Source organism: Bacillus sp. MMSF_3328 (assembly GCF_030733525.1).
Lineage (GTDB): Bacteria > Bacillota > Bacilli > Bacillales > Cytobacillaceae > Bacillus_AB > Bacillus_AB infantis.
On sequence record NZ_JASHIV010000004.1, the window covers coordinates 1 to 17207 of the forward strand.

Sequence of the window (17207 nt, forward strand, 5' to 3'; positions counted from 1 at the left end):
GATACTAATAGATCGAGGACTTAACCACATTTGATTGCTTTGTAATTCTTCTTCTGCATTATCTAGTTTTGAGGGAACAAAAACCTCATCTAAATAGTCTGGTGGCGATAGCGAGAAGGTCACACCCGTTCCCATACCGAACACGGAAGTTAAGCTTCTCAGCGCCGATGGTAGTTGGGGGCTCTCCCCCTGTGAGAGTAGGACGCTGCCGGGCGAAACGAAGAACAGTCTGCATGACTGTTCTTTTTTTATGCTTTTTTAGTGAAATGGAGAGATTTTTAATAAGAAATGTGCTCTTAAGCGGAAATGAGTGCCGGGTAGGCGAATGAGAAGGGTTTTTGAAGGGGAGAATAGACGATTCAATCGCGAATTTAATTAATTCTCCCAATAATCTACCAAATTTATTATTTATTTACCAAATAGGCTGAGTAATTTACCGAATTCCAATCGTAATTTACCATTTGTCCAAAAAACATCAATTCACCTTCACCATTTATTTCACCAACCGCACTTAACCCGCCCAACTCAGCCAAAGCCCCAGCAAAGCCCCAATAAAGCCGCCCGCCGGCTAACCCTCCGGCTTACTTAATAACCGAAACCATCCTGCAGTCCCTGACTTCTAATCCCCCGGAAAAAACTCTGCGTCCTTCTTCCAGCTTCCCTCCATTTCCCTGCCCACGCTATCCGCAGCAGCGTTTTATCATGAGCCAAATAGGTTAACATAACAAAAAGATCCTTTTATTTTTTTCTAAGTGGTTCGCAAATGCAGATTTCTCTTGTACAATAGGGATTTACGTTGAATTAAGGCAGAGGCTTGGAGGAGGTTTATTTTTTGCTTGAAAATAGTTTAGTGATGGTTGCCATCATACTTGTCATTAATATTGTATACGTCTCCTTTTTTACGATCAGGATGATCCTTACGCTGAAAGGGCAGCGTTATTTGGCGGCTTTTATTAGTATGATCGAAGTGGTCATTTATGTAATCGGACTGGGGCTTGTACTCGATAATCTGGATCAGATTCAGAATTTGATTGCATATGCTGTGGGCTACGGAATCGGCGTTGTTGTCGGTATGAAAATCGAGGAGAAGCTTGCTCTTGGATATATAACGGTTAATGTAATAACAAAAGAATATGATAAAGATGTTCCCAGGGTATTGAGGGAAAAAGGGTATGGCGTAACGAACTGGGCTGCCAATGGGCTGGAGGGCGACCGGATGGCTATGCAGATCCTGACGCCGAGGAAATATGAGCTTAAGCTTTACCAGACGATCAAGGAGCTTGATCCTAAAGCATTCATTATTGCCTATGAGCCTAAGACGATCCATGGCGGCTTCTGGGTGAAATCTGTCAGGAAAGGAAAATTGTATTCATGAGCAAGGAAAAGAAAAAGAAGCAGTTTGAAGTCCTTGAAAATGAGACGATTGGCCAATGCCTGGACCGTATAGCAAAGGAAGGCTATGTTCCGGTAAGAAGGACGGAGAAGCCGATATTTAAAGAAGTCAAGACCGGGGGCTCGGTCACTTATGAGCCGGCAGGACGGCAAATAGTCTTTGAAGCAAAAAAGGAAGAGTGAAACACGAACATTATTCTATTCTCAATCCTTATTGTTCGAATAGTGGTTGACACCCCCATAGGATAGTTGGTAAGATGTTGTTAGATAAGATTACAATTAAAATTATATTTATATAAAGATTTACCCTTATATAATAATGGGGATATGGCCCATAAGTTTCTACCTGGCTGCCGTAAATGGCCGGACTATAAGGGAAAGATGATATGACCGGTTCAAGGGTCTGCTTTCTTGTGTGTATGAGGAGCTTTCCTTTATTATCCGAGCCCGGACAGATTACTTTCTCTATTAGTGAAAAGTAACTGTCCGGGCTTTTTATTTTGAGGAAGATTAAATTTTCTGTTGGGGGAGAGGCATATGCAAGTGGCTGTTATTATGGGAAGCAAATCTGACTGGGATACAATGAAGCACACATGCGGCATGTTGGATAAGCTTGAGATTTCTTATGAAAAGCAGGTCGTTTCTGCCCATCGAACCCCGGATTTGATGTTCCGGTTTGCAGAAGAAGCAAGGGACCGCGGGATAAAAGTGATCATTGCGGGAGCTGGAGGGGCAGCTCACTTGCCAGGGATGGTGGCAGCGAAAACGACATTGCCGGTCATTGGCGTGCCAGTCCAATCCAAGGCGCTTAATGGACTCGATTCGCTGCTGTCCATTGTTCAAATGCCAGGAGGTGTTCCTGTAGCTACAGTGGCTATCGGAAAGGCAGGTGCAGTCAATGCGGCCCTCCTTGCTGCACAGATGCTGGGAGCTTTTGACCAAAACATTGCAGGCAGGATAGAGGACTTGAGGCTGCACACAAAACAGGAAGTAATGGAGAGCAGTGATGAACTTGTCTAAACAAACCATTTTGCCTGGACAGACGATAGGAATCATCGGAGGCGGACAGCTGGGGAGAATGATGGCATTGGCGGCAAAGGCTCAGGGATTCAGGATTGCCGTTCTTGATCCGGCACCGGATTCTCCCTGCGGCCAGGTGGCGGACCGGCAGATAGTCGGCGGCTACGATAACCTGCTGTGTATAAAGGAGCTTGCTGAGGCGAGCGATGTGATCACTTATGAATTTGAAAATATCAATGCTGAGGCGCTTGACTGGCTGACCAGCCATGCCTATGTTCCACAGGGGTCTGAACTGCTCCGCATAACGCAGGACCGCCTGACGGAGAAAGAAGCGATCGAACGGGCAGGGGCAAAGGTTGCGCCTTACGCCCGCATCGAAAAGACGGCCGATATTTATGATAATATAGAGAAGCTTGATTTTCCTGCGGTACTAAAGACGGCACGCGGCGGCTATGATGGCAAAGGGCAATATGTGATCCGGTCAAAAGACGATATTCCTGAGGCTGCAGAGCTGCTTGAAAAAGGAATCTGTGTCCTGGAAAAGTGGATCTCTTTTCAAAAGGAAATCTCTGTGATCATTGCTAGAAACCCTGATGGGGAGACAGCTGTTTTTCCAGTAGGAGAGAATATTCATAAGGATAATATCCTGCATGAAACCATTGTACCGGCCGATATCAGCGAGAGTGCTGCACGCAAGGCTGAGGACTTGGCCAAAAAAATCGGCAAAGCGCTTGGGCTGGTTGGTACGCTTGCAGTGGAGATGTTTCTCTCTGACGGAGATGAGATTTACATAAATGAATTGGCCCCAAGGCCGCATAACTCAGGCCATTATACAATCGAGGCCTGTGAAACGTCGCAGTTTGAGCAGCATATCAGGGCAGTGTGCAATTGGCCGCTTGGAAGCACAAGGCTATTAAATCCGGCAGTTATGGTCAACATATTAGGAGAGCACCAGTCAGATGTGATCAGGGCGATACCGGGCCTGAAGGATTGGAAGATCCATCTGTATGGGAAGGATGAACCTAAGCATAAGCGGAAAATGGGGCATGCAACCCTTTTACGGGCGACAGCGGCAGAATCGCTTGCCGAGATAGACCGCAGCGGAATATGGAGCAAAGCAAAAGAAGGTATGGAGGTTTTACGATGATTGGACGTTATACAAGACCTGAAATGGGAGCGATATGGACAGAGGAAAATCGCTTTAAGGCCTGGCTGGAAGTAGAGATCCTTGCTTGTGAAGCATGGGCGGAGCTCGGGGATATCCCAAAAGAAGATGTGCAGAAAATCCGTGAGAATGCTTCATTCGATATCGAACGCATCAATGAAATTGAGCAGGAGACGCGCCATGACGTAGTGGCATTCACCCGTGCGGTTTCAGAAACGCTCGGTGAAGAGCGGAAATGGGTGCATTATGGCCTTACTTCCACTGATGTAGTGGACACAGCTCTTTCCTACCTGATCAAGCAGGCTAACAGCATCCTTCTTCAGGACCTGGAGAACTTCGTTGAAATTTTAAAGAATAAAGCAAAAGAACATAAATACACAGTCATGATGGGACGCACGCACGGTGTTCATGCAGAGCCGACAACTTTCGGGCTGAAGCTGGCTTTATGGTATGAGGAAATGAAGCGGAACCTGGAGCGCTTCAAGCAGGCCGCTTCCGGCGTTGAATTCGGGAAGATGTCCGGTGCTGTAGGAACTTACGCCAATATTAACCCCTTTGTGGAAAGCTATGTATGCGAAAAACTTGGCCTCCAGCCGGCTCCGATTTCGACACAGACACTTCAGCGTGACCGCCATGCCCACTATATGGCCGCCATCTCGCTGATTGCGACTTCCATCGAGAAGTTTGCTGTTGAAATCCGCGGACTGCAAAAGAGTGAAACACGTGAAGTGGAGGAGTTCTTTGCGAAAGGGCAGAAAGGGTCTTCTGCCATGCCGCATAAGCGCAATCCAATCGGATCTGAGAATATGACAGGCCTTGCACGCGTAATCCGCGGCCATATGCTGACTGCCTATGAAAATGTGCCGTTATGGCATGAGCGTGATATTTCACACTCTTCGGCAGAGCGGATTATTCTTCCGGATGCAACGATTGCCCTGAATTATATGCTGAACCGATTTGGGAATATTGTTAAGAATCTCACTGTGTTCCCGGAGAACATGAAGAGAAATATGGACCGAACCCTTGGCCTCATCTATTCTCAGCGCGTGCTGCTTGCTCTAATTGATAAAGGCATGGCCCGCGAAGAGGCATATGACGTTGTCCAGCCGAGGGCGATGGAGGCATGGGAGAAGCAGTTAGCGTTCAAATCGCTGGTGGAAGCTGATGAAACGATTTCTTCCAGGCTGTCTGCTGAGGAAATTGAAGACTGCTTTGATTACAACTATCACATCAAGCATGTGGACACTATTTTTGACCGTCTAGGCTTATAAAATCCGGGGGCTTCGGTCCCCTTTTATCAGGAAGATTCCCAATATTCTTACCAAGGAGGCTCTGCCATGGAAAAGAGAGCGCAACTATATGAAGGCAAGGCGAAAAAGGTATATCTGACCGATGATGAAAATATTGTCTGGCTTGAATATAAAGATTCTGCAACTGCATTCAACGGGGAGAAAAAAGCAGAGATTGCCGGTAAAGGCCGTTTGAATAACGAGATTACAAGTCTGCTGTTTTCAGAGCTTCATAAAAAGGGCATCAGTTCTCATTTTATTGAGAAGGTTTCAGCAACTGAGCAGCTTGTACAAAAAGTCGAGATTATTCCTATTGAAGTGGTTGTAAGGAATGTGGCTGCTGGAAGCATGGCAAAAAGGCTCGGAATGGAAGAAGGGGCTCTTCTGAAAAAAACGCTTGTGGAGTTTTATTTGAAGGATGACAGTCTGGGCGATCCGATCATGACTGATGATCATGTGTTTGAGCTTGAGCTTGCTTCTCCTGAAGAAGCTGCCCTGCTGAAGAGAAAAGCGCTTGAGGTTAATGCATTTTTATCAAGCTTCTTTAAGGAAATGGGCATTCGTCTCATTGACTTTAAGCTTGAGTTCGGAAAAAATGCTGCCGGCGATATTCTGCTGGCAGATGAAATCTCTCCTGATACTTGCCGCCTTTGGGATATGGAGACAAATGCGAAGCTTGATAAGGATGTATTCCGCCGTGATCTGGGAAGCTTAACAGATGCCTATGAAAATATTTTAACGAGATTGGGAGGACGCCAGCATGTATAAAGTAAAGGTGTATATCACATTAAGAGAAAGTGTATTGGATCCACAGGGGACGGTTGTAAAAGGGTCGCTCCATTCTTTGGACTTCAATGAAGTTCAGGACGTCCGGATTGGGAAATATATGGAGCTGACGATCGATAAGACTGATCGTGACATCGATGCGGCTGTAAAAGAAATGTGTGAGCGCCTGCTGGCCAATATAGTGATTGAGGATTACCGCTACGAGATCGAGGAGTGTGTTGCACTGTGAGGTTTGCAGTCATCGTTTTTCCAGGCTCCAATTGTGATATTGATATGTTCCATGCGATCCAGGATGAGCTCGGGGAGCAGGCAGAATACGTATGGCATGATACAGAAAGCCTTGATGACTATGATGCGATCCTTCTGCCTGGAGGTTTCTCTTATGGAGATTATCTCCGTTCCGGCGCGATCGCCCGCTTCAGCAAGGTGATGAAGGCCGTGATCAAAGCAGCAGAGGAAGGAAAACCGGTCCTTGGTGTCTGCAATGGATTCCAGATACTCCTTGAAACCGGCCTGCTGCCAGGAGCGATGCGCAGGAATGAAAGCCTGAATTTTATGTGCCGGCCCGTTCAACTGCAGGTAGCGAATAATCAAACGATCTTCTCTTCCGCCTATCAACAGGGCGAAGAAATCACTATCCCAATCGCACATGGAGAAGGCAATTATTACTGCGATGAAGCCACACTAAAATCACTTAAAGATAATAATAGGATCGTATTCACATACAGCGGCGAGAATCCGAATGGAAGCCTTGGGGACATCGCCGGAATCATCAATGAAAAAGGTAATGTCCTTGGCATGATGCCGCACCCTGAAAGGGCCGTCGACCAGCTATTGGGCGGTGCCGATGGACTGAAGCTTTTCCAATCAATCGTCAAACAATGGAGGGAATCTTATGCCGTTAATGCTTGAGCCAAGCCCGCAGCAGATTGTAACAGAGAAAGTCTACAAAGAGATGGGATTGACGGATCAGGAATTTGCAATGGTTGAGGACATCCTTGGCAGATTGCCGAATTACACAGAGCTCGGATTGTTTTCCGTCATGTGGTCAGAGCATTGCAGTTACAAAAATTCCAAGCCGGTCCTGAAAAAATTCCCGGTCAAAGGCGAGCGCGTCCTGCAGGGCCCTGGGGAAGGAGCTGGCATCGTTGACATCGGAGACGGCCAGGCAGTTGTATTTAAAATTGAAAGCCATAACCACCCATCTGCAATCGAGCCTTACCAGGGAGCGGCAACGGGTGTGGGCGGCATTATCCGGGATGTATTTTCAATGGGAGCAAGACCGATCGCTCTCCTTAACTCTCTTCGCTTTGGAGAGCTGGATTCTCCTCGCGTTCGGTACCTTTTTAAAGAAGTAGTGGCAGGCATTGCCGGCTACGGAAACTGCATCGGCATTCCGACTGTCGGGGGCGAAGTGCAGTTTGATGCTTCCTATGAAGGCAACCCTCTTGTCAATGCCATGTGCGTCGGGCTGATCGATCATAAAGATATAAAAAAAGGCCAGGCGCATGGAGTCGGAAATACGGTTATGTATGTTGGTGCAAAGACAGGCCGCGATGGTATCCACGGCGCGACCTTTGCTTCAGAGGAACTGACAGAGCAGTCTGAAGAAAAGCGCCCTGCCGTCCAGGTCGGCGATCCGTTCATGGAGAAGCTGCTGCTTGAGGCATGCCTTGAGCTGGTTAAGAACGACGCGCTTGTAGGCATCCAGGACATGGGGGCAGCCGGGCTGACAAGCTCTTCTGCCGAAATGGCCAGCAAAGCAGGCTCCGGCATCGAGATGAATCTTGATCTTGTCCCGCAGAGGGAAACGGGCATGACTGCCTATGAAATGATGCTGTCTGAATCACAGGAGCGTATGCTGATTGTCGTCCAAAAAGGGCGTGAGCAGGAAATCGTTGATCTTTTTTCAAAATATGAACTTGAAGCCGTGGCGATCGGCCGGGTGACAGATGATAAAATGCTGCGCCTCCTACATAAAGGGGAAGTGGTGGCAGACGTTCCGGCTGATGCACTTGCCGAGGAAGCGCCTGTATACCACAAGCCTTCACGCGAGCCTGAGTATTTCCGTGAATTCCAGGCTATGGAGACGGAAATTCCGGCAGCAGGGAATGCAGGGGAAACTCTGATGCGCCTGCTGCAGCAGCCTACCATTGCAAGCAAGGAATGGGTCTATGACCAATATGACTATATGGTTCGCACGAGCACAGTTGTTTCTCCAGGTTCTGATGCGGCGGTCGTAAGAATCCGCGGAACGCGCAAGGCGCTTGCCATGACAACCGACTGCAATTCGCGTTATCTGTATTTGGATCCTGAAACAGGCGGAAAGATTGCCGTGGCTGAAGCAGCAAGGAATATTATTGCATCCGGTGCCGAACCGCTTGCCATTACAGACTGCCTGAACTTCGGCAATCCGGAAAAGCCTGAGATCTTCTGGCAGCTGGAAAAAGCAGCAGACGGCATGAGCAGTGCCTGCCTTGCCCTGAATACGCCGGTTATCGGCGGAAACGTGTCACTATATAACGAAACCAACGGTACAGCCGTCTATCCAACACCAGTAGTCGGGATGGTCGGACTTGTAGAAGATGTTGACCATATTACAACCCAGAGCTTCAAGCAGGCTGGCGATCTAATTTATCTTCTCGGAGAAACAAAGGCCGAGTTTGGCGGCAGCGAGCTGCAAAAGCTTGTTCACGGCGAGATATTCGGAAAAGCACCGGAGCTTGACCTGGAAAAAGAAGCACGGAATCAGGAGCAGGTGCTAAAAGCCATCCGTGCGGGGCTTGTCTCTTCCGCTCATGACCTGGCAGAAGGCGGACTTGCAGTTGCAGCTGCTGAGAGCGTGATAGGCTCTGAGGGACTTGGCGCTTCCATCCGCATTTCAGGAGACGAGACCAGCGCACTATTCAGTGAATCACAGTCCCGCTTCCTCCTCACTGTTAAAAAGGAAGATCAGCAGGCATTTGAAAGCATGACTGATGCGATTCTGGTCGGCGAGGTGACAGACGAGCCTGTACTTGAAGTCCACTCTGACAGCGGTCTGGTTATGAAAGAACAAACTGAAGTTCTGAAATCAGCCTGGAAAGGAGCAATCCCATGCTTGCTGAAATAAGAGGCCTGAACGAAGAATGCGGCATCTTTGGTGTCTGGGGGCATGAAAATGCCGCCCAGATCACCTATTACGGCCTTCACAGCCTGCAGCACCGCGGCCAGGAAGGTACAGGGATGGTCGTGACAGACGGGAAAAAGCTGAAGGGTCTGAAAGGTGAAGGACTTGTTGCGGAAATATTCACCGAGGATGCCATGGAGGCAATGGACGGAAAGTCGGCCATCGGTCATGTCCGCTATGCAACAGCAGGCGGCGGCGGATATGAAAATGTCCAGCCTCTTCTGTTTAACTCACAAAACGGCGGCCTGGCACTTGCTCATAATGGCAATCTGGTAAATGCCACTGCATTGAAAAATCAGCTTGAAGGACAGGGAAGCATCTTCCAGACCAGCTCAGATACAGAGGTGCTGGCCCATCTGATCAAGCGCGGCGGTTTTTCAGCCTTAAAGGACCGGGTTAAAACGGCCCTTTCCATGGTAAAGGGCGCATATGCATTTCTGATCATGACAGAAACCGAATTGATGGTGGCGCTTGACCCGAATGGCATGCGGCCGCTATCGCTCGCCAAGCTTGGCGATGCCTATGTGGTAGCTTCCGAGACCTGTGCATTTGATGTGGTCGGGGCAGAATTCATCAGGGATGTTCTTCCTGGCGAGCTCTTGATCATTGATGATGAAGGCTTCCGTTCCGAGATGTTTGCGGTTGCCTCAACGACAGCCATGTGCACGATGGAATATGTTTATTTTTCAAGGCCTGACAGCAATATCAACGGCATCAATGTCCATACGGCCCGTAAAAACCTTGGGAAGAAGCTGGCTGAAGAGTTTCCTTTTGAAGCAGATGTGGTGACAGGCGTGCCTGATTCAAGCATTTCAGCTGCCATCGGCTATGCAGAAGCATCCGGGATTCCTTATGAAATGGGGCTGATCAAGAATAGATATGTCGGCAGGACATTCATCCAGCCGTCCCAATCATTGAGGGAGCAGGGCGTCAAGATGAAGCTCTCCCCTGTGCGCGGCGTTGTCGAGGGCAAAAGGGTCATCATGGTCGATGATTCCATTGTCCGCGGCACAACAAGCAGAAGGATCGTCACCATGCTCCGCGAAGCAGGCGCGACTGAGGTTCATGTCGTGATCAGTTCACCGCCGATCAAGAACCCTTGCTTCTACGGGATCGATACATCGACACGGGAGGAATTGATTGCCTCCGAGCATTCTGTTGAAGAGATTCGGGAAATCATCGGGGCAGACACCCTTTCCTTTTTAAGCGCGGAAGGGATGATCGAAGCAATCGGCAGGACAGATTCGGGAGCATTGAAAGGCCAGTGCCTGGCATGCTTTACCGGGAACTATCCGACTGAAATCTATCCTTCTACCATTCATCCTTACGAAAAAGTCTAAGAAGCGGCATTCAGCAATGCTGCTTTTCTTTTCAAATAATCATGATAGAGGGGGAACTGTAATGGCTAATGCCTATAAGCAGGCTGGCGTCGATATAGAAGCAGGATATGAGGCGGTATCCAGGATGAAAAAGCATGTGCAGAGGACGCAGAGGGCTGGCGTAATGGGAGGCCTGGGCGGATTCGGCGGCATGTTTGATCTGTCAGTCCTGAACCTGAAGGAGCCGGTGCTGGTTTCAGGGACAGACGGGGTCGGCACAAAGCTTATGCTCGCGTTCATGATGGACCGGCATGATACAATCGGAGTGGATGCTGTTGCCATGTGCGTGAATGATATTGTCGTACAGGGCGCTGAACCGCTGTATTTCCTTGATTATATCGCATGCGGAAAAGCGGATCCGGCAAGGATTGAAGCAATCGTCAAAGGCATTGCAGACGGCTGCGAGCAGGCCGGCTGTGCGCTTGTTGGCGGAGAAACAGCCGAAATGCCCGGCATGTACAAAGAGGAAGAATATGATCTGGCCGGTTTTGCAGCAGGGGCATGTGAGAAGTCAGCGCTGATTGACGGGAGCACGATCAAGGAAGGCGATGTACTTGTCGGCCTTGCATCGAACGGGATCCACAGCAATGGGTATTCTCTTGTCAGAAAGATCCTGCTGGAGGATGCCGGCCTGATGCTGGACAGTTATCAGGAGGAACTTGGCTGCACATTGGGCGAGGAGCTTCTGAAGCCGACGCGGATTTATGTGAAGCCGGTGCTTGATGCGATGAAAAAATTCGACATCAAGGGATTGGCCCATATCACAGGCGGCGGATTCATTGAAAATCTTCCAAGAATGCTTCCAGAGGGGCTTGGAGCTGAAATTGATGAAAGCGGAAGGGAAATCCCGCCGGTATTCGCTCTTATGGAAAAGCTGGGCAATCTGGATCGCATGGAAATGTATAATATTTTTAATATGGGCACGGGAATGGCCGCGGCTGTCAGCCCGGAGCAGGCTGACATGCTCATCAGCCACCTGAATGCTTCAGGAGAAAAAGCCTACAGACTCGGGACGGTTAATAGGAAAGAAGGAATTCAAATTACCGTGTAAAACGGATTTCGGAGGTTCCCATGAAAAAGATAGCAGTATTTGCTTCCGGAAGCGGAACCAACTTTCAGGCTATAATAGATGCTGTAAAAAGCGGCGGACTGGATGCGGATATCCGGCTTTTGGTTTCTGACAGGCCGGGAGCTTATTGCCTGGAGAGGGCAGAAGCAAGTGGAGTGCCGAGCTTTTCCTTCCGTGCAAAAGAGTTTGAAAGCAAGCAGGCATATGAAGAGGAAATTCTCGTCAGGCTCAGGGAGTGCGGAGCTGAATTCATCATTCTGGCAGGATATATGAGGCTGATCGGTGAGGTTCTCCTTGCCGAATATGAGGGAAGGATTGTCAATATCCATCCTTCGCTTCTGCCCTCCTTTCCGGGAAAAGATGCCATCGGACAGGCACTCGCAGCCAGGGTGCCGATGAGCGGTGTAACGGTTCATTATGTGGATGCCGGAATGGACACAGGGCCGATCATTGCCCAGCAGTCTGTGAAGCTTGATGAAGCCGAGACGAGGGAGAGCCTGCAGGAAAAAATTCACCGGATCGAACACAGATTGTATCCTGCTACTTTGAAAAAGATATTTGCAGAAGATGCAGCAAGGATCAGCAGCAGTAAATAAGGACAGTCAACAGGAGGAATTCAAATTGAAAAAGCGAGCGTTAATCAGTGTGTCAGACAAAAACGGAATTGTCGATTTTGCCAAGGAGCTCGCCAGTCTTGGCTATGAGATCATATCAACGGGCGGCACAAAGAAAGCACTCCAGGAAAGCGGCGTTGATGTAATCGGGGTAAGCGACGTCACCGGATTCCCGGAAATTCTTGAAGGCCGCGTTAAGACTTTGAATCCGATGATTCATGGGGGCCTTTTGGCAAAATTCGATCAGCCCGGGCATCATGCCCAGATGGAGGAGCATGGAATTGATCCGATCAGCATCGTCTGTGTTAATCTGTATCCTTTCCAGCAGACTATCGCCAAGAGCGATGCATCAGTCGAGGATGCGATTGAAAACATTGATATCGGCGGACCTGCCATGCTGCGCGCATCTGCAAAAAATCACCAATATGTCACAGTGGTCATCGATCCCTCAGACTATGGAACCGTCCTTTCGGAACTCAATGAAAACGGTGAAACCCAGCCCGCAACACGCCGCAGGCTTGCAGCGAAGGTCTTCCGCCATACAGCTTCCTATGACAGTCTGATTGCTGAATATATGACTAAGCTTGCAGGTGAAGAGAATCCGGAAAAAATGACTGTTACATACGAATTGAAACAAACGCTGCGCTATGGCGAGAATCCTCATCAGAAGGCTGCTTTTTACCGGAAGCCCCTCGGCTCTGAATTTTCAATTGCCAATGCAGAGCAGCTTCATGGGAAAGAGCTTTCCTACAACAATATCAATGATGCAGAAGCTGCACTGCAGATCGTCAGGGAATTCAAGGATCCGGCTGCTGTTGCTGTGAAGCATATGAATCCTTGCGGCGTCGGAACGGGCAAAGATACTTATGATGCATTTACAAAAGCATTTGAAGCAGATCCTGTTTCCATCTTTGGGGGTATCATTGCGCTGAACCGGGAAGTGGATGCTGAAACTGCAAAGAAGCTCCATGAAATTTTCCTTGAAATTGTCATTGCTCCGTCTTATTCGGAAGAGGCGCTAGAAATATTGACAGGCAAAAAGAATATCCGCCTCCTGACCATTCCCTTTGACGTGGAAAAGAAGGAAGAGGCAAGACTGACCAGCATAGAAGGGGGACTTCTCGTTCAGGAATATGACCGCTATTCCCTGGAGGATGCCACCGTTACTGTTGCAACCAGGAGAGAGCCGACAGAGGAAGAATGGGCGGCGTTAAAGCTTGGCTGGAAGGTTGTTAAGCATGTGAAGTCCAATGCGATTGTCGTGAATAACAAAGAGATGACTTTAGGCGTCGGAGCTGGACAGATGAATCGTGTCGGAGCGGCCAAAATCGCTCTGGAGCAGGCAGGTCACCGTGCAGAAGGAGCAGTGCTCGCTTCTGATGCGTTTTTCCCTATGGATGATACTGTTGAAGCGGCAGCCAAGGCAGGCATCACTGCCATCATCCAGCCTGGCGGCTCTATCAAGGATCAGGATTCTGTGAAAAAGGCAGACGAATATGGGATTGCGATGGTATTAACAGGAGTAAGGCATTTCAAACATTAATCAGGGAGCTGATGGATGGTGAACGTATTAGTCATCGGGCGCGGCGGCAGGGAGCACAGCATCTGCCGGAAAATGAGCGAAAGCCCGTCTGTGGATCAAGTGTATGCAGCACCAGGGAATCACGGAATGGCAGATTGTGCCATTCAGGTTCCGATAGATGAAATGAATTTTCCGGAGATAGCAGCCTTTGCAAAGGAAAATGAAATCGGACTGACAGTCATCGGCCCGGAGGCACCGCTTCAGGCAGGGCTGGCAGACTTCCTTGGCAGTCTGGGAATGAAGGTATTCGGCCCGAAAAAAGAGGCAGCTGTCATTGAAGGAAGCAAGTCCTTCGCCAAAGAGCTGATGGAGAAATACGATATCCCTACTGCAGAATATCGGGCATTCACTGATTATGAAAAAGCAAGGAGCTATCTTAATGAAAAAGGGGCTCCCATCGTGATTAAAGCAGATGGGCTTGCGGCAGGCAAAGGAGTCACGGTCGCCATGACCCTCGATGAAGCCCAGCAGGCGCTGGAAGAAATGATGGTAGGTGCCCGGTTCGGGGAAGCCTCTGCGAAGGTAGTCATTGAAGAATTCCTTGAAGGGGAGGAATTCTCCCTGATGGCTTTTGTCAACGGAAGCACGGTGGTGCCGCTTGAAATTGCCCAGGACCATAAGCGGGCATATGATGGTGACCTTGGGCCGAACACAGGCGGGATGGGTGCCTATTCACCAGTCCCTCACATTGGCGATGCTGTGGTGGAGGAGGCCGTACGGACAATCCTTGAGCCGGCGGCAAAGGCGATGGAGCTCGAAGGCCGAAGCTTCTGCGGCGTGCTGTATGCAGGCCTGATCAATACAGGGCAGGGCCCGAAGGTCATCGAATTCAACGCGCGCTTCGGTGATCCGGAAACCCAGGCAGTGCTTCCCAGGATGAAGTCGGACCTGGCTGAAGCCATGCTGGCTGTGATTGATGGCGGGAAGCCGGAAATAGATTGGGATTCCCAATTTGTGCTTGGTGTCGTCGCTGCTTCCAAAGGCTATCCGGAGTCTTACGGAAAGGGAGACGTGCTGAAAGGGCTCAGTGAGCTGGATTCTTCCTTGTTTGTCTTCCATGCCGGCACAAAACAGAATGAAGACGGTGAGTTTGTGACTGATGGAGGACGGGTGCTTCTCGCCGGCGCCAGGGCCGAAAGCCTTTCAGAGGCGCAGGAAAAAGTCTATGCCGGGCTTGAAAAGCTTCAGTGCGACGGTGTTTTCTACCGCAGGGATATAGGCGGCAGGGCTATCGCGCGCCTTTCTTCCCGGACTTCCTTATAAAAGCGTAAAGAATTGCGACGATGCTGCCGATCAGGATGATCAGCACAAACGACATATCGGTAACATACTCAAGAAACATTCATATCATCTCCTTAAGATTCAAAAGCGGCAGGCACCTTTATACAGGTGTCCGCCGCTTTCTTTTTTCTCATTTAAGCGTGTTATTCTGCATCAGGGTCTTTTCAAGCATGGCCAGATCCTGATCGTTCAGGTCCTGTTTGCTCCCGCCAGCCTGGTGTTCATGATGCTTCTGTTCAGAATGATCTTTCCGGCTGCCGCTTTCATTCATCATATCCTGTCCGCGGTCAAGCATGGCTGTCACCGGACAATAGCGGACAATCCCTTCTGCTACCTTCATGGCCCCAAGCATAGCCATTACCAAATAAGAATCACGCCAAGGCATTTTTACCAGCTTCGCGGTGCTCCAGGAAAGGACGGTAAGACCGATGGTGATGCGGATAAGAGCATTCAAGATGCCGATGTTCTGCTTGATCTTCATGACTTTTGCACTCCTTCACAAAATTTTCAATTTCTTTACAATTCTTTAATGCGTTAAACAGTGAAATATGTTAGTATAGATAGAACAGCTCTGAAAGGGCTTTCTTTTTTAGAATCTGATCTTTTAAGATCTTTTTAAAATATAACTAAGCCGTCTCAGCGGCATCGTAAACGGAGGGGACATTGTTGCTCGAACAGCGGTATCGGTGGAAAAACAAACAAATTAGGGAACAGGTCTCCGTTCTGGATGGAAAGCTTGCCCCGACTATGCTTTTGAAAAATGCCACATACTTAAACCAAGTACTGAATAAATGGATTACCGCCAATATCTGGATCTATGACGACCGGATTGTCTATGTCGGAGAGAAGCTTCCCGCACGGACAGACGGCTGTGAAATCAGGGACTGTCATGGCGAATGGCTTGTTCCAGGCTATATTGAGCCCCATGCCCATCCATTTCAACTTTATAATCCCCATTCTCTGGCGGCCTATGCATCACAACTCGGCACAACGACACTCATCAATGATAATATGTCGCTTGTTTTGCAGATGGATAAAAAGAAAGCGTTTTCTTTTTTGAGGGAGATGCGCAATATTCCTTCTACGATGTATTGGTGGTGCCGGTTTGATGCTCAGACAGAGATTCAAAATGAAGAACAGGCCTTCTCCCATGGAAACATCAAATCCTGGCTTGAACATGACGCCGTCCTGCAGGGCGGGGAACTCACAGGGTGGCCGCGGCTTTTGGACGGCGATGATATGATGCTTCACTGGATACAGGAAGCTAAACGGATGCGCAAGCAGATTGAAGGGCATTTCCCGGGTGCATCGGAAAAAACACTGGCGAAGATGATGCTCTTTGGCGCAGACTGCGACCATGAAGCGATGACAGGAAAAGAGGCTTATGACCGGCTCATGCATGGATATACGGTATCCCTTCGCCATTCCTCCATCAGGCCGGACCTGCCTAAGCTGCTGGAAGAAATTCATGAGCTGGGAATCGATATGTATGACCGGTTTATTTTTACGACGGATGGTTCGTCCGCTTCCTTTTACGAGCAAGGCATGATTGATCATATGATCAGGATTGCCATCGAAAAAGGGGTGCCTGTAATAGACGCTTATAATATGGGGACGATCAATCCCGCCCGCCATTATAACATCGACTATCTTCATGGCAATATCACGACAGGCAGAATTGCCAACATCAACTTCCTTGAAGATGAAAGAAACCCCACACCGGTTTCTGTCCTGGCGAAAGGCAAATGGGTCAAAAAGGACGGCAAAGAAGTGGAAGGTGCTTACGGCTGGAATACCTGGGAGGAACATGGCTTTGAAAAGCTGGACATTGACTGGAGCCTGACGGGTGATGATATGCAATTCTCCATGCCGTTTGGGATCAAAATGGAAAACGCAGTGATTACAAAACCGTATTCCATCTCCATTGATGTTTCCTATGAAGAGCTGTCAGAAGATCATGATGAATGCTTCTTCATGCTTGTTGACAGGAAGGGCAAATGGCGGATCAACACCATGCTGAAGGGCTTTGCCAGCAGGATTGGGGGCATGGCGAGCTCGTTCTCCAATACCGGGGATATCATCCTGATCGGGAAGAACAAACAGGATATGCTGACAGCCTTTGAACGGATCAAAATGCTCGGCGGAGGGATTGCGATTGCCGGAAATGGAACGATTGAATGCGAGGTCGAGCTTCCGCTGAATGGAGGGATGTCCGCAAAGGCCGTTCCAGACTTGATAGAGGATGAAAAGAAGCTGCTGAGGCTGCTCGAAGAAAAAGGGTACAGATTCGAGGACCCGATCTATTCGCTCCTCTTTTTCTCATCGACCCATCTTCCGTACATCCGGATCACTCAGCATGGAATGTATGATGTCATGAATAAAACGGTACTCTTTCCAACGATAATGCGTTAAAATATAAAAGAATAGACTATAAAGATAGATAGGGATCAACAGGGGTGAA

Annotated in this window: 17 protein-coding genes, 1 rRNA gene and 1 riboswitch; of the genes, 16 read left to right on the forward strand and 2 right to left on the reverse strand. The window is 48.9% G+C overall.

Annotated elements, in window-relative coordinates; genetic code table 11:
- Nucleotides 1-97: 97 nt before the first annotated feature.
- From rrf to purD, 15 genes are all read left to right on the forward strand, one after another.
- A 5S ribosomal RNA gene (gene rrf, locus RBB45_RS08515) occupies nt 98-214 on the forward strand.
- Nucleotides 215-853: 639 nt separating this feature from the next.
- A complete protein-coding gene (locus RBB45_RS08520) occupies nt 854-1375 on the forward strand; it encodes a DUF2179 domain-containing protein (RefSeq protein WP_165352696.1) in 522 nt (173 codons plus the stop codon).
- A complete protein-coding gene (locus tag RBB45_RS08525) occupies nt 1372-1575 on the forward strand; it encodes an NETI motif-containing protein (protein ID WP_009792572.1) in 204 nt (67 codons plus the stop codon). The genes RBB45_RS08520 and RBB45_RS08525 overlap by 4 nt, the downstream gene beginning before the upstream one ends.
- Nucleotides 1576-1681: 106 nt before the next feature.
- Nucleotides 1682-1783, forward strand: a riboswitch (purine riboswitch).
- A 146-nt stretch (nt 1784-1929) separates the two neighbouring features.
- Nucleotides 1930-2412: a 5-(carboxyamino)imidazole ribonucleotide mutase gene (purE, locus tag RBB45_RS08530; RefSeq protein WP_009792571.1), complete on the forward strand. Its 483-nt coding sequence runs from the start codon at nt 1930-1932 to the stop codon at nt 2410-2412.
- Nucleotides 2399-3559, forward strand: coding sequence for a 5-(carboxyamino)imidazole ribonucleotide synthase (gene purK, locus RBB45_RS08535; protein ID WP_306009436.1), 1161 nt, complete (start codon nt 2399-2401; stop codon nt 3557-3559). The genes purE and purK overlap by 14 nt, the downstream gene beginning before the upstream one ends.
- Nucleotides 3556-4848: an adenylosuccinate lyase gene (purB, locus tag RBB45_RS08540; protein ID WP_306009437.1), complete on the forward strand. Its 1293-nt coding sequence runs from the start codon at nt 3556-3558 to the stop codon at nt 4846-4848. The genes purK and purB overlap by 4 nt, the downstream gene beginning before the upstream one ends.
- A 66-nt stretch (nt 4849-4914) precedes the next feature.
- Nucleotides 4915-5634 (forward strand): phosphoribosylaminoimidazolesuccinocarboxamide synthase, encoded by a 720-nt coding sequence (gene purC, locus RBB45_RS08545; RefSeq protein ID WP_094769534.1) that lies wholly within the window; start codon nt 4915-4917, stop codon nt 5632-5634.
- Nucleotides 5627-5881: a phosphoribosylformylglycinamidine synthase subunit PurS gene (purS, locus tag RBB45_RS08550; protein ID WP_009792567.1), complete on the forward strand. Its 255-nt coding sequence runs from the start codon at nt 5627-5629 to the stop codon at nt 5879-5881. Before purC ends, purS begins: the two co-directional genes overlap by 8 nt.
- On the forward strand, nt 5878-6564 hold the full coding sequence (purQ, locus tag RBB45_RS08555; protein ID WP_306009438.1) for a phosphoribosylformylglycinamidine synthase subunit PurQ: 687 nt from the start codon (nt 5878-5880) through the stop codon (nt 6562-6564). The genes purS and purQ overlap by 4 nt, the downstream gene beginning before the upstream one ends.
- The gene (gene purL, locus RBB45_RS08560) at nt 6548-8764 is read left to right on the forward strand and encodes a phosphoribosylformylglycinamidine synthase subunit PurL (RefSeq protein ID WP_253616046.1); all 2217 of its coding nucleotides are present in this window, start codon (nt 6548-6550) and stop codon (nt 8762-8764) included. The genes purQ and purL overlap by 17 nt, the downstream gene beginning before the upstream one ends.
- On the forward strand, nt 8749-10161 hold the full coding sequence (gene purF / locus RBB45_RS08565) for an amidophosphoribosyltransferase (RefSeq protein ID WP_009792564.1): 1413 nt from the start codon (nt 8749-8751) through the stop codon (nt 10159-10161). The genes purL and purF overlap by 16 nt, the downstream gene beginning before the upstream one ends.
- A gap of 61 nt (nt 10162-10222) precedes the next feature.
- The gene (gene purM, locus RBB45_RS08570; RefSeq protein WP_022543256.1) at nt 10223-11251 is read left to right on the forward strand and encodes a phosphoribosylformylglycinamidine cyclo-ligase; all 1029 of its coding nucleotides are present in this window, start codon (nt 10223-10225) and stop codon (nt 11249-11251) included.
- A gap of 20 nt (nt 11252-11271) precedes the next feature.
- Complete coding sequence (gene purN / locus RBB45_RS08575; protein ID WP_009792560.1) at nt 11272-11865, forward strand: phosphoribosylglycinamide formyltransferase; 594 nt, start codon at nt 11272-11274, stop codon at nt 11863-11865.
- 25 nt (nt 11866-11890) lie between these two features.
- Nucleotides 11891-13426: a bifunctional phosphoribosylaminoimidazolecarboxamide formyltransferase/IMP cyclohydrolase gene (gene purH, locus RBB45_RS08580; RefSeq protein WP_009792559.1), complete on the forward strand. Its 1536-nt coding sequence runs from the start codon at nt 11891-11893 to the stop codon at nt 13424-13426.
- Nucleotides 13427-13444: 18 nt separating this feature from the next.
- Nucleotides 13445-14728, forward strand: coding sequence for a phosphoribosylamine--glycine ligase (gene purD, locus RBB45_RS08585; RefSeq protein WP_306009563.1), 1284 nt, complete (start codon nt 13445-13447; stop codon nt 14726-14728).
- On the opposite strand, the gene RBB45_RS26275 is transcribed toward purD, so the two are convergent.
- Entirely contained in the window at nt 14694-14807 is a 114-nt protein-coding gene (locus tag RBB45_RS26275) for an EYxxD motif small membrane protein (protein ID WP_323131897.1), read from the reverse strand. The genes purD and RBB45_RS26275 overlap by 35 nt on opposite strands.
- Before the next feature lie 69 nt (nt 14808-14876).
- Nucleotides 14877-15227 (reverse strand): YgaP family membrane protein, encoded by a 351-nt coding sequence (locus tag RBB45_RS08590; protein WP_009792556.1) that lies wholly within the window; start codon nt 15225-15227, stop codon nt 14877-14879.
- 185 nt (nt 15228-15412) lie between these two features.
- On the opposite strand from RBB45_RS08590, the gene RBB45_RS08595 reads away from it, so the two are divergent.
- Nucleotides 15413-17158 (forward strand): adenine deaminase C-terminal domain-containing protein, encoded by a 1746-nt coding sequence (locus tag RBB45_RS08595; RefSeq protein WP_180827426.1) that lies wholly within the window; start codon nt 15413-15415, stop codon nt 17156-17158.
- Nucleotides 17159-17207: the final 49 nt, after the last annotated feature.